Origin of the sequence: Actinomadura kijaniata NBRC 14229 (genome assembly GCF_001552175.1) — a bacterium.
Taxonomy (GTDB): domain Bacteria; phylum Actinomycetota; class Actinomycetes; order Streptosporangiales; family Streptosporangiaceae; genus Spirillospora; species Spirillospora kijaniata.
Genome location: NZ_BCQR01000025.1, coordinates 1 through 23,651, shown reverse-complemented (window position 1 = coordinate 23,651; position 23,651 = coordinate 1). Strand labels below are relative to the sequence as shown.

Annotated in this window: 25 protein-coding genes and 1 pseudogene; 12 read left to right on the top strand and 14 right to left on the bottom strand. The window is 74.6% G+C overall.

Translation table 11 applies throughout. The features are described from left to right. Positions 1-3: 3 nt before the first annotated feature. Complete coding sequence (locus AKI01S_RS09400) at positions 4-756, top strand: MerR family transcriptional regulator (RefSeq protein WP_067814012.1); 753 nt, start codon at positions 4-6, stop codon at positions 754-756. A 197-nt stretch (positions 757-953) separates the two neighbouring features. Continuing rightward, entirely contained in the window at positions 954-2,777 is a 1,824-nt protein-coding gene (locus AKI01S_RS09395) for an SDR family oxidoreductase (protein WP_083999224.1), read from the top strand. Here AKI01S_RS09395 and AKI01S_RS09390 read toward each other — a convergent pair. Genes AKI01S_RS09390 through AKI01S_RS09380 form a run of 3 tightly spaced genes read right to left on the bottom strand, consistent with a single transcriptional unit; the run spans position 2,740 to position 5,053 of the window. Then, positions 2,740-4,080: a HAMP domain-containing sensor histidine kinase gene (locus AKI01S_RS09390; protein WP_067814010.1), complete on the bottom strand. Its 1,341-nt coding sequence runs from the start codon at positions 4,078-4,080 to the stop codon at positions 2,740-2,742. The genes AKI01S_RS09395 and AKI01S_RS09390 overlap by 38 nt on opposite strands. Continuing rightward, a complete protein-coding gene (locus tag AKI01S_RS09385; protein ID WP_067814007.1) occupies positions 4,077-4,763 on the bottom strand; it encodes a response regulator transcription factor in 687 nt (228 codons plus the stop codon). The genes AKI01S_RS09390 and AKI01S_RS09385 overlap by 4 nt, the downstream gene beginning before the upstream one ends. Positions 4,764-4,819: 56 nt before the next feature. After that, the gene (locus AKI01S_RS09380) at positions 4,820-5,053 is read right to left on the bottom strand and encodes a hypothetical protein (RefSeq protein WP_067814005.1); all 234 of its coding nucleotides are present in this window, start codon (positions 5,051-5,053) and stop codon (positions 4,820-4,822) included. Between the two features lie 115 nt (positions 5,054-5,168). Here AKI01S_RS09380 and AKI01S_RS09375 point away from each other — a divergent pair, with 115 nt between their 5' ends. Then, complete coding sequence (locus AKI01S_RS09375; RefSeq protein WP_083999223.1) at positions 5,169-5,438, top strand: glycosyltransferase; 270 nt, start codon at positions 5,169-5,171, stop codon at positions 5,436-5,438. A 43-nt stretch (positions 5,439-5,481) separates the two neighbouring features. Continuing rightward, positions 5,482-6,459 (top strand): LCP family protein, encoded by a 978-nt coding sequence (locus AKI01S_RS09370; RefSeq protein ID WP_067814001.1) that lies wholly within the window; start codon positions 5,482-5,484, stop codon positions 6,457-6,459. A 16-nt stretch (positions 6,460-6,475) separates the two neighbouring features. On the opposite strand, the gene AKI01S_RS09365 is transcribed toward AKI01S_RS09370, so the two are convergent. The 4 genes from AKI01S_RS09365 to AKI01S_RS09350 all read right to left on the bottom strand — a co-directional run bounded on the left by AKI01S_RS09365 (position 6,476) and on the right by AKI01S_RS09350 (position 9,965). Further along, on the bottom strand, positions 6,476-6,733 hold the full coding sequence (locus tag AKI01S_RS09365) for a hypothetical protein (RefSeq protein WP_169813932.1): 258 nt from the start codon (positions 6,731-6,733) through the stop codon (positions 6,476-6,478). A gap of 126 nt (positions 6,734-6,859) precedes the next feature. Further along, the gene (locus tag AKI01S_RS09360; protein ID WP_067813998.1) at positions 6,860-7,981 is read right to left on the bottom strand and encodes a CU044_5270 family protein; all 1,122 of its coding nucleotides are present in this window, start codon (positions 7,979-7,981) and stop codon (positions 6,860-6,862) included. Further along, the gene (locus tag AKI01S_RS09355; RefSeq protein ID WP_067813996.1) at positions 7,981-8,610 is read right to left on the bottom strand and encodes an RNA polymerase sigma factor; all 630 of its coding nucleotides are present in this window, start codon (positions 8,608-8,610) and stop codon (positions 7,981-7,983) included. Before AKI01S_RS09355 ends, AKI01S_RS09360 begins: the two co-directional genes overlap by 1 nt. Before the next feature lie 47 nt (positions 8,611-8,657). After that, positions 8,658-9,965 carry a GH1 family beta-glucosidase gene (locus AKI01S_RS09350; protein WP_067813994.1) on the bottom strand — a complete coding sequence of 436 codons (1,308 nt, stop codon included), beginning with the start codon at positions 9,963-9,965 and terminating at the stop codon, positions 8,658-8,660. A gap of 115 nt (positions 9,966-10,080) precedes the next feature. Between AKI01S_RS09350 and AKI01S_RS09345 the strand changes: the two genes are divergently transcribed. Both AKI01S_RS09345 and AKI01S_RS09340 read left to right on the top strand, forming a co-directional pair. Continuing rightward, positions 10,081-10,704, top strand: coding sequence for a TetR/AcrR family transcriptional regulator (locus AKI01S_RS09345; protein WP_067813992.1), 624 nt, complete (start codon positions 10,081-10,083; stop codon positions 10,702-10,704). A 46-nt stretch (positions 10,705-10,750) separates the two neighbouring features. Beyond that, complete coding sequence (locus AKI01S_RS09340) at positions 10,751-11,350, top strand: LURP-one-related family protein (protein ID WP_218009610.1); 600 nt, start codon at positions 10,751-10,753, stop codon at positions 11,348-11,350. A 10-nt stretch (positions 11,351-11,360) separates the two neighbouring features. Here AKI01S_RS09340 and AKI01S_RS09335 read toward each other — a convergent pair whose 3' ends face one another. The 5 genes from AKI01S_RS09335 to AKI01S_RS09315 are packed head-to-tail and all read right to left on the bottom strand — an operon-like array spanning position 11,361 to position 15,693. Continuing rightward, a complete protein-coding gene (locus AKI01S_RS09335; protein WP_067813990.1) occupies positions 11,361-12,326 on the bottom strand; it encodes a CE1 family esterase in 966 nt (321 codons plus the stop codon). Between the two features lie 19 nt (positions 12,327-12,345). Beyond that, positions 12,346-12,951: a response regulator transcription factor gene (locus AKI01S_RS09330; protein ID WP_067813988.1), complete on the bottom strand. Its 606-nt coding sequence runs from the start codon at positions 12,949-12,951 to the stop codon at positions 12,346-12,348. After that, positions 12,948-14,069 carry a sensor histidine kinase gene (locus tag AKI01S_RS09325; protein WP_067813986.1) on the bottom strand — a complete coding sequence of 374 codons (1,122 nt, stop codon included), beginning with the start codon at positions 14,067-14,069 and terminating at the stop codon, positions 12,948-12,950. The genes AKI01S_RS09330 and AKI01S_RS09325 overlap by 4 nt, the downstream gene beginning before the upstream one ends. Continuing rightward, positions 14,069-14,809, bottom strand: a complete 741-nt coding sequence (locus AKI01S_RS09320; protein ID WP_067813984.1) for an ABC transporter permease — start codon at positions 14,807-14,809, stop codon at positions 14,069-14,071. The genes AKI01S_RS09325 and AKI01S_RS09320 overlap by 1 nt, the downstream gene beginning before the upstream one ends. Then, positions 14,809-15,693: an ABC transporter ATP-binding protein gene (locus tag AKI01S_RS09315; protein WP_067813982.1), complete on the bottom strand. Its 885-nt coding sequence runs from the start codon at positions 15,691-15,693 to the stop codon at positions 14,809-14,811. The genes AKI01S_RS09320 and AKI01S_RS09315 overlap by 1 nt, the downstream gene beginning before the upstream one ends. Positions 15,694-15,872: 179 nt before the next feature. Here AKI01S_RS09315 and AKI01S_RS09310 point away from each other — a divergent pair, with 179 nt between their 5' ends. From AKI01S_RS09310 to AKI01S_RS09295, 4 genes are all read left to right on the top strand, one after another. After that, entirely contained in the window at positions 15,873-16,526 is a 654-nt protein-coding gene (locus tag AKI01S_RS09310; protein WP_067813980.1) for a C39 family peptidase, read from the top strand. Positions 16,527-16,636: 110 nt separating this feature from the next. Further along, a complete protein-coding gene (locus AKI01S_RS09305) occupies positions 16,637-17,755 on the top strand; it encodes a ferritin-like domain-containing protein (protein WP_067813979.1) in 1,119 nt (372 codons plus the stop codon). A 326-nt stretch (positions 17,756-18,081) separates the two neighbouring features. Then, entirely contained in the window at positions 18,082-18,972 is an 891-nt protein-coding gene (locus AKI01S_RS09300) for a hypothetical protein (RefSeq protein ID WP_157419739.1), read from the top strand. 533 nt (positions 18,973-19,505) lie between these two features. Beyond that, positions 19,506-20,120 (top strand): septal ring lytic transglycosylase RlpA family protein, encoded by a 615-nt coding sequence (locus AKI01S_RS09295; protein ID WP_245681539.1) that lies wholly within the window; start codon positions 19,506-19,508, stop codon positions 20,118-20,120. Positions 20,121-20,148: 28 nt separating this feature from the next. On the opposite strand, the gene AKI01S_RS09290 is transcribed toward AKI01S_RS09295, so the two are convergent. After that, on the bottom strand, positions 20,149-21,159 hold the full coding sequence (locus AKI01S_RS09290) for an alpha/beta hydrolase (protein WP_174567368.1): 1,011 nt from the start codon (positions 21,157-21,159) through the stop codon (positions 20,149-20,151). 288 nt (positions 21,160-21,447) lie between these two features. On the opposite strand from AKI01S_RS09290, the gene AKI01S_RS09285 reads away from it, so the two are divergent. Further along, positions 21,448-21,810 (top strand): YkvA family protein, encoded by a 363-nt coding sequence (locus tag AKI01S_RS09285; protein ID WP_067813977.1) that lies wholly within the window; start codon positions 21,448-21,450, stop codon positions 21,808-21,810. Between the two features lie 22 nt (positions 21,811-21,832). Here the strand turns inward: AKI01S_RS09285 and AKI01S_RS09280 are convergent, their stop codons facing one another. Continuing rightward, positions 21,833-22,582: an IclR family transcriptional regulator gene (locus AKI01S_RS09280; protein ID WP_083999221.1), complete on the bottom strand. Its 750-nt coding sequence runs from the start codon at positions 22,580-22,582 to the stop codon at positions 21,833-21,835. Positions 22,583-22,793: 211 nt separating this feature from the next. Between AKI01S_RS09280 and AKI01S_RS09275 the strand changes: the two are divergent. Beyond that, a pseudogene (locus tag AKI01S_RS09275) lies at positions 22,794-23,651 on the top strand (hypothetical protein); the annotation flags it as partial.

Here is a 23,651-nt window from a genome sequence, read left to right as displayed (position 1 = left end):
CGCGTGGACGAGGAACTGCTGCCGATCGGGCGGTTCGCCCGGCTGTGCCGGCTGAGCGTCAAGCGGCTGCGGCACTACGACGAGATCGGGCTGCTCCGCCCCGCCCGGGTGGACGCGGCGTCGGGCTACCGGTACTACCGGCGCGAGCAGGCACGGGACGCGTTCGTCATCGGGCTGCTGCGGTCGCTGGACGTGCCGCTGCCGGTGGTCGCGCGGGTGCTGGAGGGGGAGGCCGCGGACGCCCTCCGGCAGGCGCGGGACCGGATGGAGGCCGAACTCGCGCGGCGGCGCAGGGCGCTGGCGGCGCTGGACCGGGTGCTCGCCGAGGGGCTGCCCGCGCCGCGGGTCGAGCTGTGCGAGGAGCCCGCGCGGCGGGTCCGGACCGTGCGCGACCTCGCCACGCCCGAGAGCGTCGCGGCCGTCACCTCGGCGTGCGTGGCGCGGGCACTCGACGGGCCGCCGCCGGGGCTGATGGCCGGGCTGTTCCCGCTGGACATGCGGGACGAGTTCCCCGTCACGGTCGCGGTGGAGGACCCCGCGGGCGCGGAGGTGCTGGACGGCGGGCGCTTCGCTGCGGCCGTGCACCTGGGCCCGTACGAGCAGATCCCGCTGACGGTGCACGCGGTGCTGGCGTGGTGCGGCGAGCACGGGTTCACGCCGGTCGGGCCGGTGCGCGAGGTCTATCTCGACGATCCGGCGTCGGTGCCCGCCGAGGCGCTGGCCACGCGGATCATGGTCGAGGTGGCGGAACGGTGAGCGACCCGGGCGGCGCCCCGGGACCACGGGGCGCGTCCTGGCCGGGACCGGCCGCCGCCACCGGATCCACCTGACCGGGCCCGAGGAGAAAGATCCCGCCAAGTTCCGCACCTTCCTGCGTCAGCCGGTGCGGGCGGCCTGGACAGGAACACGTGGGCGCGTAGTTTCGCAGGAAAGGAGCATCCTCAAGCGGGCAGGTGAGCGTCGTGCGTGACCACCGGGTGAGGTCGGGGGAGATCGAGCTGGCCGTGCGGGAGCGCGGGGAGGGGCACCGGCCGACGGTCGTGCTCGTCCACGGGTACCCCGACACCGGCGCGATGTGGGACGAGGTCGCCGAGCGGCTGGCCATGCGGTACCGCGTCATCACCTACGACGTGCGCGGGGCCGGGCGGTCCTCCGCGCCCTCCGACCCCGGCGACTACGGCATGGACGCGCTGCTCGGCGATCTGGAGGCCGTGCTCGACGCGGTCGGCGGGGACGCGCCCGTCCATCTCGTCGGGCACGACTTCGGGTCGTTGCAGGGCTGGGAGGCCGTCACCGGGGACCGGCTCCGGGGCCGGATCGCCTCGTTCACGTCCCTGTCGGGTCCCGCGCGGCAGCACGTGCTGCCGTGGGCGCGCGAGGCACTGCGGTCCGGGCCGCACGGGGTCGCCGAGGTGCTGGGGCAGATGCGCCGCAGCTCCTACATCCCGCTGTTCGCCTCGCCGCGTTCCGGCGAGGCCATGGCCCGCGTCTTCGTGCGCCTGTACGAGCGCGCGCTGCTGCCCGCCGAGGGCGTCACGCCGCGCCCCGGCCACCCGGCCGACACCCTGGAACGCGACGCGCGCAACGGCCTCGGCCTCTACCGCGCCAACCTCCGCCGCCTCCAGGACGCGCCCGGCGACGGCCGCACCGACGTCCCGGTGCAGGTCATCGCGCCGATCAGGGATCCGGCCGCGACCGAGGGGCTGCTGCTGTCGGCGCGGGGCCGGGCCGAACGCCTGTACGCGCGCCGCATCGCCGCCGGGCACTGGTCGCCGCGCGCCCGCCCCGACCAGGTCGCGCGGTGGATCGTGGAGTTCGTCGACCATGTCGAGGGCGGCCCGGAGACCGCCGACCTGGCCCGCGCGCGGGCGGCGGGCGAGCCCGGCCGGGAGTTCGGCGGGCGGCTGGCCGTGGTGACCGGCGCGGGCAGCGGCATCGGGCGGGCGACGGCGAAGGCGTTCGCGGCCGAGGGCGCGCGGGTCGTGGTCGCCGACATCGACGAGGCCGCGGCCAAGCGGACCGTCGACGAGATCGGCGTGCGGGGCGGCGAGGCGTACGTGTACGGGGTGGACGTGGCCGACGCCGACGCGATGGAGCGGTTCGCCGAATACGTCCGCGACACGTTCGGCGTCCCCGACGTGGTGGTCAACAACGCCGGGATCGGCGTCGCCGGCTCGCTGCTGGACATGCCCGAGGAGGACTGGCGGCGGATCGTCGGGGTCAACCTCGACGGCGTCTACCGGGGCTGCCGCCTGTTCGGGAGGCAGATGGCCGACCGGGGCGAGGGCGGCCACCTGGTCAACCTGTCCTCGATGGCCGCGTACCTGCCGACCGCCGCGCTGCCCGCCTACTCCGCCACCAAGGCCGCCGTGCTCCAGCTCAGCGAGTGCCTGCGGCTGGACCTGGCCGACCACGGCATCGGCGTCACCGCGGTCTGCCCCGGCGTGGTCGACACGCCGATCACCCGGAACGCCCGGTACCTGGGGGTGCCGCCGGAGGTCGAGCGGCGGATGCGGGAGGAGGCGGCGCAGGCGTTCGGCCGCCGCGGCTACCCGCCCGAACGCGTCGCCGCCGCGATCCTGCGGGCCGTCCGCGCCGACCGCCCGGTGCTGCCGGTCACGGCCGAGTCCCGCGTCGCCCGCCGGCTGGCGGGGATCGTGCCCGCCGCCGCCCGGGGCCTGGCCCGGCTCGGCCACCGCGCCGAGCGGCGCGCCCAGGCCCGGATCGCGGAGGAGCAGGTCACGGGAGGCCGGGTGACGGGGGGAACGCCAGCCTGACGACCGTGCCGCCGCCGGGGGCCGCCTCCGCGGACACCCCGGCGGCGTGCTCGGCCGCCACCTGCGCGACGATCGCCAGTCCCAGGCCCGATCCGGGCAGGCCCCGCGCCGCCGCCGACCGGTAGAACCGGTCGAACACGTGCGGCAGGTCCGCCGGGTCGATGCCGGGCCCGTGGTCGCGCACCGTCAGCCCGTCCCCGCGCAGGGCCACCTCCACCGGGCCGTGCGCGCCGCCGAACTTGGCCGCGTTGTCCAGCAGGTTCGTCACCGCGCGGGTGAGGCGGCGGGGCATCCCCGAGACCACCCGCGGCTCCAGGTCCGTGGTGAACGCGACGTCCGGCCACCGCGCCCGCGCCCCGCCGACGCAGTGCGCGACCAGCGCGTCCAGCCGGACGTCCTCGACGGGGTCGTCCGGCGCGTCCCCGCGCGCCAGCTCGATGAGGTCACCGACCAGGCCGGTCAGCCCGGCGAGCTGGCCGCGCAGCCGGGCCAGCACGCGTTCGCGGCGCTCGGGCGGCAGCCGGTCGAGCAGCTCGACGTCCGACCGCAGGCTGGTCAGCGGCGTGCGCAGCTCGTGCGAGGCGTCCGCGACCAGCCGCCGCTGGGCGGTGACCGACTCCTCCAGCGCGGCCAGCGCCGCGTTGAAGCTGGCCGCCAGCCGGGCCAGCTCGTCGCCGCCGGTGACCGCCATGCGGTGGCTCGGGTCGCCGGTCGCGGTGATGCGCTCGGCGGCGCGCGTCAGCCGGATCACCGGCCGCAGCGCGCCCCGCGCCACCAGGTATCCCAGCAGCGCCGCCACCCCGACGCCGGCGAGCGCCGTGGCCAGCAGCGCCAGCCGGGCGGTGCGCAGGTTGCGCTCCACCCCGTCGGCGCGGACCCCGACCTCCAGCGCCCCGCCGGACGGCAGCGGCTCGGTGTAGATCCGCACGGGCAGCCCGCCGGCCACGGCGTCGGTGTAGAACGGCGGGCCGCTCCCGTTCGCGACCCGCACCACCCGCGGCGTCACCGGCAGCCCGGCCTCGTCCGGCTCGACGGCGCCGTCCCGGCGCACGATCTGCGCGCACGGCGAGGTGATCCACTCGCAGGACCCCGTCCGCGCCCAGTCGCTCGCCCGGATCTCCCGGTCGAGCTGCGCGGCCTGCCGCGCCAGCGAGCGGTCCAGCTCGGCGCGCGTGCTGCGGTCCAGCACCGCGTAGGCGACGAACGTGGCCCCCGCGATCGACACGGCCACGGCGGCGGCCGTCAGCACCGCCAGCCGCGCCCGCAGCGGCAGCCTCCCCCAGGCCGGTGGCGGCCTCCTCATTCGGCCCTCAGGACGTAGCCGATCCCCCGGACGGTGTGCAGCAGCCGGGGCTCGCCCCCGGCCTCCAGCTTGCGGCGCAGGTAGCCGACGTAGACGCCGAGGGAGTTGGAGCCGGGCCCGAAGTCGTAGCCCCAGACCCGATCCATGATCGTTTCGCGGGTGAGGACCTGCCCGGCGTTGCGGACCAGCAGCTCCAGCAGGGCGAACTCGGTCTCGGTGAACCGGACGCGCCGCCCGCCCCGCACGCCCTCGCGCGTGTCGGGATCGAGCGTCAGGTCCGCGTGGCCGAGCGGACCGGCGGGTGGGGCGGCGTTCACCCGGCGCAGCAGCGCCCGCACCCGGGCCCGCAGCTCGTCGGGCGCGAACGGCTTGACCAGGTAGTCGTCGGCGCCCGCGTCCAGCCCGTCCACCCGGTCGGAGACGGCGTCGCGGGCGGTCAGCATCAGGACCGGCGTGCGGTCGCCGTCGGCGCGCAGCGTCCGGGCGACCTCCAGACCGTCGGCGCCGGGCATCTGCACGTCCAGCACGATCGCGTCGGGCCGCAGCGCCGCCACCGCCCGGAGGGTGGCCGCCCCGTCGGCGGCGGTGTGGATGTCGTACCCGTCCAGGCTCAGCGTGTCGCCGACCGTCTCCCGCACGGCCGGTTCGTCGTCGGCCACCAGGACCCGAACTTCCTCCGTCACCCCTCCGACGCTACCGGTGACCTGCGCGGAAACCGGCCGACGGCGCCGCCGGCCCCTCAGCCGCCGGGGAACCGCGCCTTCTTCGCCGCGTCCACCCGCCACACCACCAGCAACGCCACGACGAGGACCAGGCCGGAGACGACCCACCAGGCCGGGGCGGGCATCCGCACGGGCAGCGCCCGGATCGGCGTCCAGCCGAACGCCTTGGCGGGGAACGGCACCAGTCCCTCCCAGAAGCCGACGAGCAGCGCCGCGCCCGAGATCATGTCGTAGCTCTTGGGGTCGTTCATGCCGGTCATCGTCGCGGGCGCGGTCCCGGCCCCGGTAGCGACGAAAGTCGATCCGGCCGTCACTTAGGAATCTTTCCGGTTCACCCGCGACCGAAGGAACAGAAGCGGCGGGAGGATCGTTACCAAATCGGGTCGGGAAGGGACCCGCGATCTGGATCGGCGCCTTGTGGGGGCAGGCGCGGGCCCGGTCGCGACCGCCGTCGAGCACGTCGACCGGACGGACCCGGCCTACGCCGCAGCGGACGTGACGGTCTGCCGGGCGGGTTCGGCGACGACCGCCGAACTCGCCCATGTCGGTGTCCCGGCCGCGCGTTCCCGGCGCGGGCTGACCTGTGACGAACCCACGATCTTCCTGAAGAGCGACTGTCGCGGACATCCGCCGTGATTCGTGACAATCTGGACCGTATTTCTGTGCGGGGGTACGCGCGATGACCAGGCAGACCCGGCCGGAGCTGAGCCGGACCGAGACCGGACGGCTCCGGCGGCGGCGCAGGCGCGTCCGCCTGCTCGCCGTGGCCGTCGTCGTGCTGGGCCTGGTGCCCCTCGGGGTGTTCGCCGCCTACAGCGGACTGGACGGCGGCATCGCGCACGTCCGGGCCGACGACCTCGGCCCGCGTCCGGACAAGCGCACGAAGGCGGAGAACATCCTGGTCGTCGGCTCCGACAGCCGCGCGGGCGCGAACGCCCGCTACGGCCGGGACGAGGGCGCCCGCACCGACACGATGATCCTGTTCCACGTCCCGGCGGACGGGCGGCGGGTGACGGGCGTCAGCCTGCCCCGCGATTCGATGGTCCAGATCCCGGCCTGCACGACCGCCGGCGGCGTCGTCCCGGCCCGGTCCGGCATGATCAACTCGGCGTTCAACGACGCGGGCCTGCAGTGCGCGTGGAAGACCGTCGAGCACGTCACGGGCGTCCGCGTCGACCACGCCGTCCAGATCGACTTCACCGGCTTCGAGCGGATGGTCGACGCGCTCGGCGGCGTGGAGCTCGACGTCGCCCAGGACATCAGGGACGACAAGGCCAAGCTGTTCCTGAAGAAGGGCCGCCAGAGGCTCGACGGTGAGCGGGCCCTCGGCTACGCCCGCGCCCGCTACGGCGTCGGCGACGGCTCCGACCTGGGACGCATCCAGCGCCAGCAGGCCCTGATGAGGGCGATGGCCGCCACCGCCCGGCAGCGCCTCACCGAACCGGCGAAGGTGTGGGCGTTCCTCCGCGCCGCCACCGGGTCGGTCACCACGGACCAGGGCTTCGGGCTGAAGCAGATGTTCGACCTGGCGATGAGCGTCGGTGACGGCGGCGACGTGGACTTCAGGACCGTCCCGGTCCACGAGTACCCCGGCGACCGGAACCGCGTGCAGTGGACCCGCCCCGCCGCCGACCGGCTCTTCGCCTCCCTGCGCTGAGACCTTCCGCCCGGCCTCAGGCGATCAGCAGGGCGGCCAGCGCCGGGCCGAAGGCGCCGCCGAGCTGGTAGGCCAGGGTGAACAGCCCGACGGCGGGCTGCCGGTAGGGGACCGGCGTCAGGCGGCCCACGCGCGCCGCGTACCAGGCCGTCGCCGCCGTGGCGGCGAACACCGCGCACGCGACCGCCACCGCGGAGCCGAGCGGCCGCGGCGTGTACCGGGCGAACGGCATCGAGCCCAGGGAACCGGCGGTGAGGCTGACGAGCATCGCCACGCCGGTGCGGTGGGACGTCCGGTGACGCTCCATGGCGCGTGGCGCGGCGCCGAACGCTGACGGGGCAGAGCCCGGCCGCCCGCGTCCGCGCGGATGCGCCGGGACACGAACGGCCGGGGTCCGCCGTCAGCGGGGCTCCTGTCCGAGGCGGTCCACCACGGCGACCCTCAGCAGGGACTGCTGGTAGATGATGTGGCCGGCCTCGTACTGCGCGTAGGGCTTCGGAGCGGCGCTTCCGGTCGGGGTGGGGCCGGCCGAGGGCGAGGCGCTCTCCGACGGGGACGGAGACGGAGGAGCCGTGGGCCGGGACGGAGTGTCCGACGGCCGTGCCGTCGAAGTGCCGCCCGGCTCCGGCGTCGAGCCGCCGCCCGGCCGGAACGAGTCGTCGCGGTCGACCACGGCCCGTTCCCCGAGCAGCCGGTAGCTCCTGGCATCGAAGATCAGCTCGTTCCGCAGGCCGTGCCAGGTCTGGCCGACCGCCACGCCCCGCCGCCCGGCGAAGTCCACCGCGTTCCGCCGGACCGTCACGCCGGGGATCTTCGCGGCGGCCCGGAACATCGCGGCCATCGCGGCGGGCGGCACGTAAGTCTCCCGGATGGTGTCGCCCACGGTGACGAACGCCTGGACGTCCGGCGGGTTGCCGCCCCGGCTGTTGCGGTAGAGCCAGGAGCGCATGCGGTCGGGGTCGGTCGGCAGGTCGGCGCGGTAGGCGGGGGGATGCACGCAGCCCCGCGGCGGCCGGGAGAGATCGACCTTCTCCCCCGCCGGCCGTCCCTGGTTGTGGCAGAGCCAGTCACGCGAGGTCTTCCCGTTCTCCACGCTGGCCAGCAGGCCCGGTTTCCCGCCGCCGGCGGGCAGCCACGTCTTGCGGTGGACGGCCATCGGCTCGGCTCCTCCGGTGCGGAGGGCGACTTCGGTCTGCCGGTTCCTGGACTCGAAGTAGAGGAACTGGCCGGGGCGCGGCTTCAGGGGCGGCTGCGCGACGGCGGCGTCGGCGGCCTTGGCCAGCACGGACGTCGCGCTCATCGGTGCGACGGCGGGGTTGCGCGGGGTGTCCCCGGACGGGAGGGCGACCGCGGCGGCCCCGGCGACGAGGGCCGCGCCCGCCAGCCCGCCGAACAGTGCGCGGCGGGACGGGAACGGGCGGCGCGCCGGGCTCCGGTCGATCTCGGTCAGCAGGTGCGCGCGGCGTGCCTGGTGGCGGCCGGGCGGCATGTCACGGGTCTCGGGAAGGAGCGGTTCGGGCATCAGGAGATCTCCTCAGCGGTGAAGTATGTGGTGGTTCCTCCCTCTCTGTGTCTGCCGGGCGGAACGGGTTCCGCCGGGAGACGGAGGTCGGCGCGCAGCCGTTCGCGGGCCCGCGCCAGCCGGGACCGGACCGTGCCGACCCGGATGCCGAGCGCGGTGGCGATCTCCTGGTAGCTCAGCCCCTCCCACGCCGACAGCGTCAGGATCTCCTGGTCGCGGCGGGAGAGGCGGTCGATGGAGGCGAGGACGGTACGCATCTGGCGTTCGGCGTCCAGCCGCGCGGTGGCGGCGTCGGCGTCGTCGGGCACGGTCTCCGGGAGCGGCAGCCGGGCCAGCGCGTCGCGGTGGCGGCGCAGGCCGCGGCGGTGGTTGTGCAGGACGTTGGCCGCCACGCCGTACAGCCACGGCAGCAGCGACGCCGACTCCATGCGCACCCGGTCGCGCCGCCGCCACGTCTCCAGGAACACCACCGAGGTCAGGTCCTCGGCGGCCGTCCAGTCGGCGGTGCGGCGGAAGCAGTAGTTGTAGACAGTGCGCGCGTGCCGGTCGAACAGCGTCCCGAAGGCGTGCCGGTCGCCGTCGCGCACCCGTCTCCACAACTCCGCGTCGGTGGGGGATTGCGGGCTCATGCCCTGTCTGTGTCCGTCGCGGGCGGGCGGTTCCCGGCGATCTCGGGTCAGGGGTTCCGCGCGGCGGCGATGAGGTCGCGGTACCAGCCGAACGACCTGCGCGGCGTCCGCCTCTGCGTCTCGTAGTCCACGTGCACCAGGCCGAAGCGGGGGCCGTAGCCGTTGGACCACTCGAAGTTGTCCAGCAGCGACCAGACGTAGTAGCCGCGCACGTCCACCCCGTCGTCGACCGCGGCCTTCATCGCCTCGATGTGGGCGTTCAGGAACTCGACGCGCGGCTCGTCGTCCACCTCGTGGGGGAACGAGCAGCCGTTCTCGGTGATGTGCAGCGGCGGCAGCGCTGCGCCGTAGGTCCGCTTCAGCCCGCGCAGCAGGTCGCCGAACGCCTCCGGCACGATCGGCCAGCCCGTCCCCGTGGTCGGGTACCCGGTGACCTCGCCCAGGTCGAACGGCAGCGGGCCGTCCGCGTCCGGCGTGGTCACCAGGGTCGGGTTGTAGTAGTTGACGCCGAGGAAGTCGAGCGGCGCGGCGATGACCTTCAGGTCCTCTGCGCGGACCGCCGCCTCCAGCGGGGCGCCGTGCCCGCCGAGGTCCGGGTAGCGGCCGAGCAGCACCGGGTCGGTGAACAGCCGGTTGATGACCGCGTCGAACGCGCCCGCCGCCGCCTCGTCGCCGGGGGTGGCCGCCCACGCGGGCGTGTAGTGGTTGGCGAGCCCGACCGAACGGGCGTTCCGGCCGCGCAGCGCGTTCACCGCCAGGCCGTGCCCGAGGAGCTGGTGGTGCGCGGTGGGCAGGGCGTCCATCAGCAGCGTCCGGCCCGGCGCGTAGGTGCCGAACGCGTACCCGTACGCCATCACCACCATCGGCTCGTTCAGCGTGATCCACCGTTCGACCCGGTCCCCGAGGCGTTCGGCGACGAGGTAGGCGTACTCGGCGAACCGGTAGGCGGTGTCGCGGTTCATCCACCCGCCCGCGTCCTCCAGGGGTTGCGGCAGGTCCCAGTGGTAGAGCGTGACGGTGGGGGAGATGTGGCGCTCCAGCAAGGCGTCCACGAGCCGCTCGTAGAAGTCCAGGCCCCGGGCGTTGACGGCCCCGCTCCCGGACGGCTGCACGCGCGGCCAGGCGACCGAGAACCGGTAGGCGTCCACCCCCAGCTCGCCCATCAGCGCGACGTCCTCGGGCCAGCGGTGGTAGTGGTCGCAGGCGACGTCGCCGTTGTGGCCCCCGGCGACCCGGCCGGGGGTGTGGCTGAAGGTGTCCCAGGTGGAGGGACCGCGCCCGTCCTCGTCCACCGCGCCCTCGATCTGGTAGGCGGCGGTGGCGACGCCCCACTGGAAACCGGCCGGCAGGCCCATGCGATCCCTCCCGAACGTGAAGCTTTCTCGGACTTTAGGGGAGGGAGGGGGTGTGACGGAAGACTCCCCACCCGGATGCCGACGGCGACGGTGGGAATCGGGCCAGAATGGGAGAGTGACCGAGACCCGGACCCCGCTCCGCCGCCGCCCCGCCCAGCGCCGCAGCGCCGAACGCGTCCAGCGCATGCTCGACGCCTGCGCGGCGATCCTCGACGAGGACGGCTACGACGGCCTGACGACCACCCGGATCGCCCAGCGCGCGGAGGTCGCGATCGGCTCGGTCTACCAGTTCTTCCCCGACAAGCGGGCCGTCGCGCAGGCCCTCGCGCTGCGCAACCTGGAGCGGTTCGGGCAGCGGGTGGCGCAGAAGCTGGAGACCGGGACCTTCGAGGACTGGTCCGACACCGTCGGCGTGATTATCGAGATCTACGTGGACATGCACCGCACCGTGCCGGGCTTCAAGGTGCTGCGCTTCGGCGACGTCGCCGACGTGCACCTGCTCGACGACGCCTCCGACAACAACGCCGTCGTGGCCGACCGCCTCCGCGAGATGATCGTCGAGATGTTCGGCGTGACCGACACCCCCGAGCTGGCCCGCGCGCTGGCCATCGCGGTCGAGGCCGCCGACGCGGTGCTGAAGATGGCGTTCCGCCACAACCCCGACGGCGACCCCGCGATCCTCGCCGAGACCGAACGCCTCATCCACGGCTACCTCTCCAGCCACATCTCGTCCGCCTAGCGGGGTAGAAAGGGCGTCACCCCTCCCGACAGAAGCAGGTGAGCCCGTGGACGACCAGACGCTCCAAACGCAGAACAGATTCCTCGTCAGGCAGCGCGTCCGCCTGATGGTCAACCAGTACGAGGTGCACACCGAGGCCCCCGGCGGCGGCGAGGGCGAACTCGTCGCGTTCGCCCAGCAGAAGAGGCTGGCGTTCAAGGAGCAGGTCACCCTGTACGCCGACACCGACAAGAAGCGGCCGGTGTTCGGGTTCAAGGCGCGCAAGCGCATCGACCTGGGCGCGGCCTACGACGTCACCGACGCCGCCGGGCAGCCGATCGGCGTGTTCCGCAAGGACTTCAAGAAGTCGCTGCTGCGGTCGACATGGCACCTGGAGCAGCCGGGCCTCGGCGTCGCGACCGGCAGCGAGCGCAACCCGACCGTGGCGGTCCTGCGGCGGGTGTGGGAGTTCATCCCGTTCCTGGAGAACCTGCCGTTCGCCTGGCCCTACCACTTCGACTTCCGCGCCGGTGACCAGGTGGTGTTCTCGGTGGAGAAGAAGTTCGCGCTGCGCGACCGGTACGTGGTGGACATCCGGGACCCGAACCTGGACCGGCGGCTGGTGATCGCGCAGGCGGTGGCGCTGGACGCCCTCCAGTCCCGGTGACGCGGGCCCGCTAGCGCGTTCCGGCGAACGCGTCCAGCGCCAGCCGCGTGGCGTCGACGCGGGCGGTGGTCGCCCCGGCCCCGATGGAGAACGACCCCGGCCAGGAGTGACCGCCGCCCGCGACCGTGTGGAGCTCGACGCGCACCCCGTCCCGGCACCCGGCGTACCGCACGCGCCGGACCTCCCCGCCGACCGTGGAGCGCTCGCCCGGCCCGCACCCGAACGTCCGCGCCCACCGCCCGGCCACCGTCGTGACCGGCGGCAGCGCGAACACCCCGTCCACCGGCCGCATCCACGCCGGGATCCGCGCCCGGTTCCCGCCGAACGGCTCCCCGCCCCCGTACGGCACGACCGGGTCACCGGTCCCGTGGAACGCCACGATCGTCGTCGGCCGCGCCCCCGCGCAGGGCCGCGCCAGGTTGAGGCCCGCGACCGGCGCGACCGCCGCCAGCCGCCCGCGCAGCCCGCAGACCAGCGCCGCCGACAGCCCGGCCCCGTTGGAGAACCCGGTGGCGAACACGCGTCGGCGGTCCACGCAGAGCGTGCCCTCCAGATGGTCCAGCAGCCTGCCCACGTAGGCGACGTCGGCGTCGCCGCCGGTCATGCCGGGCAGCTTCCAGCCGCCCCGGCCCCGGGCGGCCTCGGGCTGCACGACGGCGAACCCGCGCTGCGGCCCGGCGCTGGCCATCCGCCCGTAGAGGGCCTGCTGGAAGGCGTTGGAGTTCAGGCCGTGCAGGTCCAGGACCAGCGGGACGGGCGTGCGGCCGTCGTAGGGCGGCAGCGTCAGCGAGTAGGGGCGGCCGCCGAACGCGTGCCGTCCCGTGCCCGGCGACCGCCGGCCGCACCCGTCGCTCGCGTTCGCCACGGGCGAGGGCGGCACGGGCGACGGCGACGCGCGGCGCGGCGGGTCGGGCGTTCCGGACGAACACCCGCCCAACGCCACCCCGACGGCCAGAACCCCGAGAACCAGACGCATCGCCTGGATGCTATGCGCTCTACAGCCAGCCCTGCCGCTCGGCGGCGCGGGCGGCCTCGATGCGGTTCCGCACGCCGACCTTGCTGATCGCCGAGGACAGGTAGTTGCGGACGGTGCCCTCCGACAGGTGCAGCCGGGCCGCGATGTCGGCGATCGTGGAGCCGTCCGCGCCCGCGGCGAGCACGTCGCGTTCGCGGGGCGACAGCGGGTTCGGCCCGGCGCTCAGCGCGGCGGCGGCCAGCGCCGGGTCGATGACGCGCTCCCCGGCCACGACCCGCCGGACCGCCGCCGCCAGCTCCGCCGCCGGACCGTCCTTGATCAGGAACGCGGACGCGCCCGCCTCCATCGCCCGCCGCAGGTACCCCGGCCGCCCGAACGTCGTCAAGATCACGACCCGGCACCCCGGCACGGCCGCCCGGATCCCGGCCGCGGCCGTCAGCCCGTCCCCGTCCGGCATCTCGATGTCCAGCAGCGCGACGTCCGGCCGGGTCCGGACCGCGACGGCCACGGCCTCGGCGCCGGTCACCGCCTCCCCGACGACCGTCAGGTCCTCCTCCAGCCCGAGCAGCGCCGCCAGCGCGCCGCGCACCATCCCCTGGTCCTCCGCCAGCAGCACCCGGATCATGGGGCGGACCCTACGGGAACGCGCACCCGCACGCGGAAGCCGCCGCCCGGCAGCGGCCCGGACTCCAGGTCGCCGCCCGCCGCCGCGACGCGTTCGGCGAGGCCGCGCAGGCCGTTGCCCGGGGCGTGCCCGCCCGCCGCCCGCCCGTCGTCGCGGACCTCCAGCACGGCCGCCTCCCCGTCCCACGCCACCTCGATCACGCACCGCGCGGCGCGCGCGTGCCGCACCACGTTGGTGACGGCCTCCCGCACCGCCCACCCGAACAGCCCGTCGGTCTCGCCGGGCAGCGGGGGCCCGGCCGTCCGCACGACCGACTCGACCCCGGCCGCCGCGAGCACGGTCCGCGCGCCGTCCAGCTCCTCGGCAAGGTCGCGCCGCCGGTACCCGGAGATCGCCGCCCGCACGTCGGCCAGCGAGGTGCGCGCGACCGACTCGATGTCGCCGATCTCGGCGACGGCCCGCGCCGGATCGCGCTCGGCCAGCCGCCGCGCCAGCTCGCTCTTCAGCACGATCAGCGAGAGGCTGTGCCCGAGCAGGTCGTGCAGGTCGCGCGCGATCCGCAGCCGCTCGTCGGCGGCGGCCAGCCGGGCGACCTCGCCCCGCGCCTCCTGTAGCTGCGCGACCAGCGTCCGCGAGTGCCGGAACGCGACCATCATCATCCCGAACGACAGCAGCATCAGCGCGATCCCGCCGGTCGCCGCGGGCGTGGACCGCGACAGGAGCCCGCCCGCCAGCGCCACCGCCAGCGCCCCCAGCACCCCGAACGGCGCCCACCGCAGCGGCAGCCCCATCGCCAGGACGAACGACAGGTAGATCGGCGTGCCCATCCACTCCGGCCCGAACGCCACCGGCAGCGCCGCCGCCAGCGCGGCGAACGCCCCCAGCACCGCCCACACCCGCCAGGTGAACGGATCGGCCCAGCTACGCCGCGCGAACGCCGCCGCGTAGTACAGCGCCACGAACGCCGCCAGCGCCGCGAACCCCAGCACCCGCCGGACGCCGTCGTACCGCGCGACCGCGAACCCGACCGGGATCAGGAACAGCAGCCCGAACGACACCCAGAAGGCCCGTTGCCGAAGCTCGGGGCCCTCCGCGTCGCCCTGGAACAGAAGCCTCATCAGCGGGCCACGCTAGCGCGCCGGTACGCGGCGACCGCGAGCGCGCCGAGCAGCAGCGTCCAGCCCGCCAGCACCAGCCCGGCGGCGGGCGACGGCGCGTGCCCCGCGGCGACGGCCCGCCCCAGCTCGGCGAACCGGGTGGACGGCAGCCATCCCGCGACGTCCCGGATCGCCTCCGGCAGCACCGACAGCGGCAGCCACAGTCCGCCGCCGATCGCCAGCGCGAAGTAGCAGCCGATGGTGACCGGCTGCGCCGCGTCCGGCCCGACCAGCGACCCGATCAGCGTGCCGAGCGCCGCGAACGGCAGCGTCCCGACCCACAGCAGCACCACGATCGCGGCCCACTGCCCGGGGCTCAGCCGCACCCCCTGGTAGACCACCGACGCGAACCCGACCAGCACCACCGCGGGCAGCCCCAGCGACATCGCCGCGAGCGTCTTCACCGCGACCACCGTCCGCGCCCTCAGCGGCGTGACCCGCAGCTGCCGCAGCCATCCGCTGCGGCGCTCCGCCGCGAGCCGCACCCCCGTGGTCATCAGCGTCGCGCCGAGCGCCCCGTAGGAGGCCATCGACACCATGATGTCCACCGGCAGCGCCAGCCCGGTCATCGGATCGGGGCGCTCGGCGGTGAAGACGCTCGACCACAACAGGTAGAAGCCGACCGGGACGGCCAGCGTGAAGAACAGGTAGTGCCGGTCGCGCAGCACCGTCAGCAGCTCCAGCCGCAGATAGCCCCACATCACCGCTCCTTCGAGGTCAACGAGAGGAAGGCGTCCTCCAGCGCGGGCGTGACGATCTCCAGGTCCCGGACCCGCAGCCCGGTCCGGTACAGCTCGGCGACCACCCCGTCCGGATCGCCGGTGCGCAGCGTGGCGACGCCGCCCCGGACCTCCAGCCCGGTCACCCCCGGCAGCCGGTCCAGCCCGGCGGCGGGCTGGTCGCCCAGCGCGAACCGCACCGCCCGGCCCCCGACGCGGGCCTTGATCTCGGCGGGCGTCCCGTCGGCGACGACCCGGCCGCGCGCGACGACCACGACGCGGTCGGCGTTCTCGTCGGCCTCCTCCAGGCGGTGCGTGGCGAACAGGACGGTCCGCCCCTCGCCCGCGTAGGCGCGGATCCCGGTCCAGAACGCCCGCCGGGCCGCCACGTCCAGGGCGGCGGTCGGCTCGTCCAGCACCAGCACCCCCGGCGCGCCCGCGATCGCCGTCGCGAACCGCACCCGCTGCGCCTGCCCGCCCGACAGCGCCCCGGTCCGCCGCCCGGCCAGCGCGGTCAGCCCGGCGATCTCCAGCACCTCGTCCAGCGGCATCGGCGCGGGGTACAGCCCGCGCACGAACCCGACGACCTCCCGGACGGTCAGGTTCGGCACGAGCGCGCCGTCCTGGAGCATCGCCCCGACCCGCCCCCGCGCGGCGGCCTCGGCGGGCGCGGCCCCGAACAGCGACACCCGTCCCGCGTCGGGCCGCACCAGCCCGAGCGTGATCCCGACCGCGGTGCTCTTGCCGGCCCCGTTCGGTCCGAGCAGCGCCACGACCTGTCCGGCGGGCACGTCCAGGCTCAACGCATCGACGGCCCGCACGTCCCCGTAGTTCTTGGAGACGTTCTCCACGCTGATGGCTTCCATGTCCCCAACGCTAGAAACGCACAGGTCGGCGCGTTAGTGAACGTTGTCCGGTCTTGGCGATGACAAAAGTCACGGGGCGGGGGACGCGACTTCGTGAATTAGTGCCCTGGGGCCTGTTCCCCTCCGGGAAACGGCGATCAGAATGACCGCCCATGAGAAGAATCGCCGCAATCGCTCTGGTGACGCCGCTCTTCGCGGCGCCGGCCGTGGCCCCGGCCCACGCGGCCGCCCCCGCCGCCCCCGCTTCCGCGCCGGTCGAGCAGGTCGTGTCCGTACCCCTGGAGACCGGTCCGGGCGAGGTGCACGCCGCCGCCACCAAGAAGGTCTCCATCAAGACCCAGGAGCAGCAGAAGTACTACTGGTGCGCCCCCGCCGCCGGACGCGCCCTGCTGTCCGCCTACATCAGCCGGGGCCTGCCCAGCCAGAGCAAGCTGGCCGGATGGATGGGCACCAAGCCGCCCGACGGGACCTGGGAGACGGGCATGCGCAACGGTCTGCGCAAGGCCCTCCAGACCTACGCCGGGCGTCCCTACGAGGTCGTCGTCCTGAACCCGAAGTCCCAGAGCGCCTTCCTGACCAATGTCAAGGCCGCCGTGGGCAGCAAGAAGAAGCCGCTGATCTACCGCGTCCTCGTCGGCCACAAGCCGTGGGGCCGGACGACAGGGAACAAGGCGGGCCACTTCATGGTCGTGTACGGCTACACCACCGGCTCCAACCCCAAGATCCTGTGGTGGGACCCCGCCGACAACACTCGGCGCACCGCCTCGCTGAGCAAGTCGTGGGCCTCCGTCAAGAAGGCGGGGCACCGGGGCACCACCGCGGTCGCCTCCTGACGGTCCGCCGGACCCGCGCGGTCGTGCCCCGCGCGGGTCTGGTCACGGCGCGGTTGACATGTTACGAACGCATGTAAAGCAGTGGGCGGCACCCGCGCTGAGGAGGGCCCATGAGCTCGTTCGACTTCTACACCGCCCCCGTCCCCACCGAGACCTGGAACGTCCCCATGGCGGGCGCGGCCCGCTTCACCTGGGAGTACGACGACGGCCGCGACCGCCTGCTGAGCCTGTACCAGAAGGGCAAGGACAAGCAGTGGGACGCGGCCAAGCGCATCGACTGGGACCTGGAGGTCGATCCGAACAACGTCGCCGCGCTGCCCGAGCAGTTCAACCCGCTGTACGGCTCCGACATCTGGGACCGCATGCCCCAGAAGGCCCGGGACGAGTTCGGGCGCCACCAGGGCGCGTGGCTGTTCAGCCAGTTCCTGCACGGCGAGCAGGGCGCGCTGAACGTCTCGGCGCGCATCGTGCAGTCCGTGCCCGACCTGGACTCCAAGTTCTACGCCGCCACGCAGACCATGGACGAGGCGCGGCACGTGGAGCTGTACGCCCGGTTCGTGCACGAGAAGATCGGCATGTACTACCCGATCAACCAGGACCTCGCCCGGCTGCTGGCCGAGTCGCTGGAGGACTCCCGCTGGGACCTGCCCTACCTGGGCATGCAGGTGCTGATCGAGGGGCTGGCGCTCGCCGCGTTCGGGCTGTACCGCGACATGTCCGGCAACCCCCTGGTCAAGCAGATCCTCGCCTACGTCATGCAGGACGAGGCGCGGCACGTGGCGTTCGGCCGGCTGGCGCTGCGGGACTACTACGCCGAGCTCACCGACCGGGAGCGCGCCGAACGCGAGGAGTTCGTCGTCGAGGGCTGCCACCTCATGCGCGACCGCTTCAAGGGCCGCGAGGTCTTCGAGAACCTCGGCATGCCCGTAGGGCGCTGCATGGAGTACGTCGAGCACTCCGAGATGTTCACGCTGTACCAGTCGCTGCTGTTCAGCCGCATCGTCCCGTGCGTGCGCGACGTCGGCCTGTGGGGCGAGCGCGTCCAGGACGCCTACCGGGCCATGGGCGTGCTCGACAACGCCAAGGCCGACCTGGAGGCGCTCATGCGCCAGGACGAGGAGATCGCCGAACGCGCCGACGCCGAACGCCACGAGCGCGAGCTGGCCGCGCGCCAGGCCGAGGTCGCCGCGGCGATCGCCCTCGGGAACGGCGGGCCGGTCACCCCATGAAACCGTCGGCTCGGTAAAAAGTCGGGACGTCCCGGAGGCTCGCGGGGGCGTCCCGATTTTCATCGGAGTTCCATTCGTTCTCCAAGTCGGGGCCATTGTCGCGGTCTTTTCGGGGGAGAACGTCCCGGTATGACGGCCGGTCAGGGTGGCTTTCGTAAACCGGCATTACTTCCTCCGACGGATTTTCCCATCACCCTGTGCGATGCGTCGGCGCGTACTAACGTCGCGGCTCGACGGTGCGGCTGAATACCGATTCCGGGAGGGGTTCCTCGGAACCGCAGTGCGCGCACGTGCAGGGTCAATCGAAACCCCGGAGGGGAAAAGCAATGAACCGAACCACGAGGAGCCTGTTGAAGGCCGCCGTGCTGGCTCCGGCGGCCGTTCTGCTGGCGGTCGGCGCGGCGCCCGCCCACGCCGAGGTGGCGGACGGGCTGAGCCAGCGGGCTCTGGCGCCGGTCCAGGCCCACCAGGCCGCCGCCGCGGACTGCGTTTCCGGGCTGATGAGCCGCGCGATGGACGGGACCGGGCTGCGCACCCGCGGCGGCGCCGCCCGCTGCCCCGTCGAGGAGATCACCTCGCTCGCGGGCCTCGACCGCGTCACCGGCCTCACCGGGACCGTCGAGCCGCCGCTGCGCGCGGGCGCCAACCACCGCAGGGCCGGGACCGACGGCGTGGACCGGCTGGTGAACGACCTGGAGGGCACCGTCCGCGCCCCGCTGCCGCGGGAGGCGTCCGACGTGCTGACCGAGACCAAGGCGGTGCTGCCGGAGGCCAAGGCGGTGCTCCCCGAGGCCCGGGGAGTGCTGGCCGAGGCGCGCGGCGCGCTGTCGGAGAACGAGCAGGGCATGCGCCGGGCCAACCCGCCGGTGCCGGGCGGCGACGCCCTGGGCAGCGTCGCCGACACGGTCAACCCGGCCGTCACCGACCTGGTCAACCCGGTCCTCCACGACCTGGGACCGGGCCGGAGCGCCCCGGCCAACGGCCGCGTCGCCGGGCCGGAGCCGCTGCGGCAGCTGCTGGGCGGCCTGCTCGGCGAGCCCCCTCACTCGGTGTCGATCGACAGCCGGCGCCGGCTGGCCAACGACCCGATCAACGACATCACCGGCTCGCTGACCGCCCCGGTGACCAGCCAGCTGAACAACGCGGTCGGCGGCGGGAACCCCGCGCTGCCCGCGCTGCCCGTGCCCGGCCTGCCCGGCCTGCCCGGACAGGGCTGACCGAGCTCCGAGAACACCGGCGGCCCGACGCGGCCGCGCACGCCCGACGGGGCGCGAACGAGGACCGGAACGTCCTCGTTCGCGCCCCGTCGGCGTTCCCGGGAACGCGCCGTGATCTCCCCGAGATAAGCGATCATGAAATGGTAAAGACGATCTACGAAATTGGTGACCCTGTGTAGTAAAGCAACTCCGCAGGGAAGGAGCGGGGGTGACAAACCCCACAAACAACGGGGTTCCGGTTGCTTCTCGCGAATACCAACGTACGGTCAAGAACTTGTGTGCGACGCCTGAGATCGGTCCGGCCGAACGACCCGTGACCGACCGAGTGACCGACAAGTGAACACGCGCCGGTGTCGCACCACCGGACGCCGGATCCGCGCACGCGGAGAACGCCCTTCACAGGGCCGGGATCGGACGCCCGCGAAGCCTGACGGCGGCGGGAGCGTTCCGCGCGGCACGAACACGAACCACGCCGCTGAACGACCGTGATTCCGGCTGTCCGAGGACCTGTCCCCGATCGAAGGACTTTCTCTGTGGGCATCTTTGGTACGCCTCGCCCTGCCAAGCGCCTTCCTCTCATCCTCGTCGCCTCCGGCGTCGCCGTCGCGGTCATCGCGGCGGGCGCGATCGCCCTGCTGACCAGCGCCTCCGGCTCGACCCGCCCGGCGGCGGCCGCCCAGAACGTGCCGGCTCCGACCGCCGCGCCGACCTCGCCGGCCGCGCCGCTCGCGGACGCGCCCCGGCCCACGCCGACCCGCGCCTCCCGCGGCAAGGAGCGCGCTCCCCGGCTGAAGGAGATCCGCCCGCGCCCGTCGAGCGCGGCGAAGAAGAAGCCCGCCAAGCCCCGGACTCGGGTGGTCGGCGGCGGCTCCTGCGAGGCCTCCTACTACTGGGAGGGCCAGATGACCGCCAGCGGCGAGCGCTTCGACCCCAGCGAGCTGACCGCGGCGCACAAGACGCTGCCCATGGGCTCCAAGGTCCGCGTGACCAACAAGAACAACGGCCGCTCGGTGACCGTCCGGATCAACGACCGGGGCCCGTTCGTGTCCGGTCGCTGCCTGGACCTGTCCAAGGCCGCGATGACAAAGGTCGGCGGCACCGGATCCGGTGTGATCCCGGTCCGCTACCAGGTGCTCGCCCGCGCCTGACGCGGGTCGCGTTCCCCGCGCCGCGGGCTCAGCCCGGCGGGAGCGCCGTTCCCTCCAACCGCACCGCCACCGGCACCTGCCGTTCGTGACGCCCGCCCTCGGGCCGCTCGCCCTCCCGTGGCGCGGCCGGAGCGGCGGGCGTCGGGCGCGCCCCGGCGGCGGGCGACCCGTCCGCGCCCTCCGGGACGACCTCGGCGAGACGCTCCCGGAACCAGTCGTTCAGCACGCCGTCCACCCGCACCGCCTCGGTGATCGGGGGCCGCGGCTCGACGCCGGGCTCGGCGGCCAGGGCGTGCCCCATCCGGAACGTCGCCGACTCGACGGTGCCGTCGCCGAGCCGGCGCAGCAGGTCCCGCAGGGCGGTGATCTCGGTGGGCGGCACCACCCGGTCCCGGGCCCCGCCGATCAGCAGCAGCGCCGCGCCCCGCGCGGCGATGTCGGCGGCGCGGGCGCCGAGGTCGAGCCGTTCGGCGAGCCCGCGCGCCCGGTCCGACCAGGCGCGCTCGCGGCCCGCGCGCTTCTCCAGCGCCCGCGCGGCCCGGCCGGGGGCGACGACCGGCGCGACCAGCGCGGCCGTGCTGACCGGGACCACGCCCCGCGCCAGCGCCAGCAGCGCCGCCGACGCGCCGACCGAGAACCCGGCGAGGGCCACCGGGCCCTCCGCGATCCCGAACGTCCGCCGGAGCTCGGCCAGCGCGGCGGGCAGCCGCTCCACGGCCTGCTCCACGGCCGCGCCGTAGCACTCCATCCCGCGCGTCTCCAGGAACGCCCCCGAGCCCAGCCCGGTGGGCGCACGCCCCTCGGGAGCCGGAAGGTCCAGGTAGAAGCGCCAGGCCGGAACGCCCGTCAGCGGCACGGCGGCGGCCATCGCGGCGGCGGTGCGCGGCGGCTCGAACCCCGGCCAGACCACGACCAGCCGGGTGTCCCCGGCGGGCCGGGCGTCCACGGCGCTCGGCGGCAGCGCGACGTAGCCGATCCCGGCCGCGCTGCCGTGCACCGGCCGGTCGAGGCCGGACGGGCTGGAACGGTCGGCGCTCATGACCTCGTCAGCTCCCCCGGGGGGCCTCCCCGTTCGCACGGGGCCAACGAACCTCATGTTTCCAGCGGACGCCGGGAAATGCGCCGGAATCCCCGCAGCCGGTGCATGTGGGTAATGAAAACATCACCCCGGGTAACTCCTTCTCATCCCGGATGCCAGGAATCACCACCCGCCGCGCCGGGCACGGCCGCGCCCGGCGATCGAGGGGAACAACCCGGCGGCGCGGCGCGTCCTAGTAGAGCGTGGGCGCCACGGGGGCGCGCCCACAACCCGCGCCCGAGGAGTTCCATGAGCAAGAAGCGCAACGCGGCCGCCGCCGGTGCCGCCTGGGAGATCTACAACGAGACCCTCAAGCCCGGCGCGCCCGGCCTGGGCGAGCGCGTCCGCGCCGTGCCCCGCATGGTCAAGGGGGTGCTGCGCGGCGACTACAAGGGCATGTCGTACGGCACGCTCGGGCTGCTGGCCCTCGCGCTGGTCTACATCGTCTCGCCGATCGACGCGGTCCCCGAGGTGCTGCCGGTCGTCGGCGTCCTGGACGACACCGGCGTGGCGCTGTGGGTCCTGACGATGCTGGTGAGGTCGGCGGGCGACTTCGTGGTCTGGGAGCGCGGCGGCCACCCCGGCGCCGTCCCCGGCGAGGTGGTCGACTGACGCGGGCGCTTCCGGCGCGCCCTCACGGGGCCGCCGGATCCAGCTCCCGGGCGAACCGCGCCGCCACCTCCCGCATGATCGGAACGACCTCGGCGACCGTCTCGTGCGTCATCCGCGCCGACGGCCCCGACACCGACAGCGCCGTCAGCGTGGGCGCGCCCGGCAGCGGGACGGCCACGCACCGCACGCCGATCTCCTGCTCCTCGTCGTCCACCGCGTAGCCGCGCTCGCGGATCCGCGCCAGCTCGGCCACCAGCGCGTCGGGGTCGGTGAAGGTGTGCGGCGTGTGCGCGGGCATCCCGGTCCGGCCGAGGATCTCCCGCGCCCGCTGCTCGGGGAGCTGCGCCAGCAGCGCCTTTCCGACGCCCGTGCAGTGCGGCAGCACCCGCCGCCCGACCTCGGTGAACATCCGCATCGAGTGCCGGGAGGGCACCTGCGCGACGTACACCGCCTCGTCGCCCTCCAGCACGGCCATGTTCGCGGTCTCGCCGACCTCGTCGACCAGCCGGGTCAGCGCCGGGCGGGCCCACGAGCCCAGCAGCCGCGACGCGCCCTCGCCCAGCCGGATCAGCCGGGGGCCCAGCGCGTACCGTTTGGACGGCTCCTGCCGGACGTACCCGCGGTTCACCAGGGTGCGCATCAGCCGGTAGATCGTCGGCATGGGCAGCCCGGAGACCTCCGTCAGCTCCGACAGCGCCATCTCCCCGCCGGCGTCGGCCAGATGTTCCAGCAGCTCGAAGGTGCGCTCCAGCGACCGTACGGCCTCCGCCACCGACGTCTCCTCTCTCGCGGTCCGCCCGATTCTACGGAAAGGTTATTTCGCTGTGTGAAATGCCGCTCGACATACATACCTCCCGCGCGGGACGTTACGGAGCGTCGCGGACCGGCAATACTTGTTAACGCCCCCCAGGCGACCGGCCAGTGCGACGGAGGGGAATCGGGTGCCGACCGGAGGGCGTACGGGACGCGGTGGAGCGGCGCGGATGCGTCGCTGGGGCGTCGCGGTGCTGAGCGGGGCGGTGGTGCTGCCCCCGGCGCTGCTCGCCGGGCCGCACTCCGGGGCCACCGACCGCGGGGCCGCCGAGCCCTCCGACCCCGTTCTCCTCGTGGTCGAACGGGACCCGGCCGTCCCCACGCCCATCGGGCCCGCCGTCCGGCCCCCGTCCCGGCCGCCCTCCCCGCCCTCGCCCCCGTCCCCGACACCCACCAGGAAAGCGCCGGCCGCGGAGGTCCCCCCGGTCGTCCCGCCGGCCACCGCCACCCGGCCGCCGAAGCGGCGCGACCGGGTCCGCCTCGCCGTCGCGATCAGCCCGGCCGGACGCTCGGCGCTCGACGGCCAGGGGGTCGCCCGCTACCGCGTCACGGTCCGGCCGATCGGCGGCGCCGCCCGCGACACCGCCCTGCTGGTGCTCGCCCAGCGCCCGCTGACCTGGGCGGAGAACCCGCCCGAGTGCGTCTCGCGCGGGAAGGGCGCGCCGCTGCGCTGCGACCTGGGCGACCTGGTCCACGTCCGGCACGTCGAGGTCGCCGTGCGGATCCCGGAGCGGGCGCGGGTGGCCTCGGTGCCGCGCGTCGTCGCGATCGCGGGCGCCAGCAACGTCCGGCGCGAGTCGGTCGCCGCCGCCACCCCACCGGCCCCGGCCCGCGGCCCGCGCCCGGAGCCCACGCCGACCCGTTCGGCGAAGCCCGCCCCGAGCCCGGCCCGGCCGTCCGCCGCCAAACCCTCGCCGGCCAGGCCATCCGTCGCCAAGCCCCCCGTCGCCAAGCCCCCCGCCGTCGACCCGCCCACGGTCAAGCCGCGCGCGGCCGGACCGCGTGCGACCACGCCGCGCCGGAACCCT

Bases quoted from the DNA above. Each gene is read 5' to 3' on its own strand.
- AKI01S_RS09380 (WP_067814005.1), bottom strand. From the start codon at position 5,053: ATGAACGACCCCAAGAGCTACGACATGATCTCGGGCGCGGCGCTGCTC.
- AKI01S_RS09330 (WP_067813988.1), bottom strand. From the start codon at position 12,951: ATGATCCGGGTGCTGCTGGCGGAGGACCAGGGGATGGTGCGCGGCGCG.
- AKI01S_RS09320 (WP_067813984.1), bottom strand. From the start codon at position 14,809: ATGTGGGGCTATCTGCGGCTGGAGCTGCTGACGGTGCTGCGCGACCGG.
- AKI01S_RS09290 (WP_174567368.1), bottom strand. From the start codon at position 21,159: ATGAGCGCCGACCGTTCCAGCCCGTCCGGCCTCGACCGGCCGGTGCAC.
- AKI01S_RS09335 (WP_067813990.1), bottom strand. From the start codon at position 12,326: ATGCGTCTGGTTCTCGGGGTTCTGGCCGTCGGGGTGGCGTTGGGCGGG.
- AKI01S_RS09370 (WP_067814001.1), top strand. From the start codon at position 5,482: ATGACCAGGCAGACCCGGCCGGAGCTGAGCCGGACCGAGACCGGACGG.
- AKI01S_RS09300 (WP_157419739.1), top strand. From the start codon at position 18,082: ATGAACCGAACCACGAGGAGCCTGTTGAAGGCCGCCGTGCTGGCTCCG.
- AKI01S_RS09325 (WP_067813986.1), bottom strand. From the start codon at position 14,069: ATGAGGCTTCTGTTCCAGGGCGACGCGGAGGGCCCCGAGCTTCGGCAA.
- AKI01S_RS09355 (WP_067813996.1), bottom strand. From the start codon at position 8,610: ATGAGCCCGCAATCCCCCACCGACGCGGAGTTGTGGAGACGGGTGCGC.
- AKI01S_RS09315 (WP_067813982.1), bottom strand. From the start codon at position 15,693: ATGGAAGCCATCAGCGTGGAGAACGTCTCCAAGAACTACGGGGACGTG.
- AKI01S_RS09305 (WP_067813979.1), top strand. From the start codon at position 16,637: ATGAGCTCGTTCGACTTCTACACCGCCCCCGTCCCCACCGAGACCTGG.
- AKI01S_RS09360 (WP_067813998.1), bottom strand. From the start codon at position 7,981: ATGCCCGAACCGCTCCTTCCCGAGACCCGTGACATGCCGCCCGGCCGC.
- AKI01S_RS09390 (WP_067814010.1), bottom strand. From the start codon at position 4,080: ATGAGGAGGCCGCCACCGGCCTGGGGGAGGCTGCCGCTGCGGGCGCGG.
- AKI01S_RS09350 (WP_067813994.1), bottom strand. From the start codon at position 9,965: ATGGGCCTGCCGGCCGGTTTCCAGTGGGGCGTCGCCACCGCCGCCTAC.
- AKI01S_RS09285 (WP_067813977.1), top strand. From the start codon at position 21,448: ATGAGCAAGAAGCGCAACGCGGCCGCCGCCGGTGCCGCCTGGGAGATC.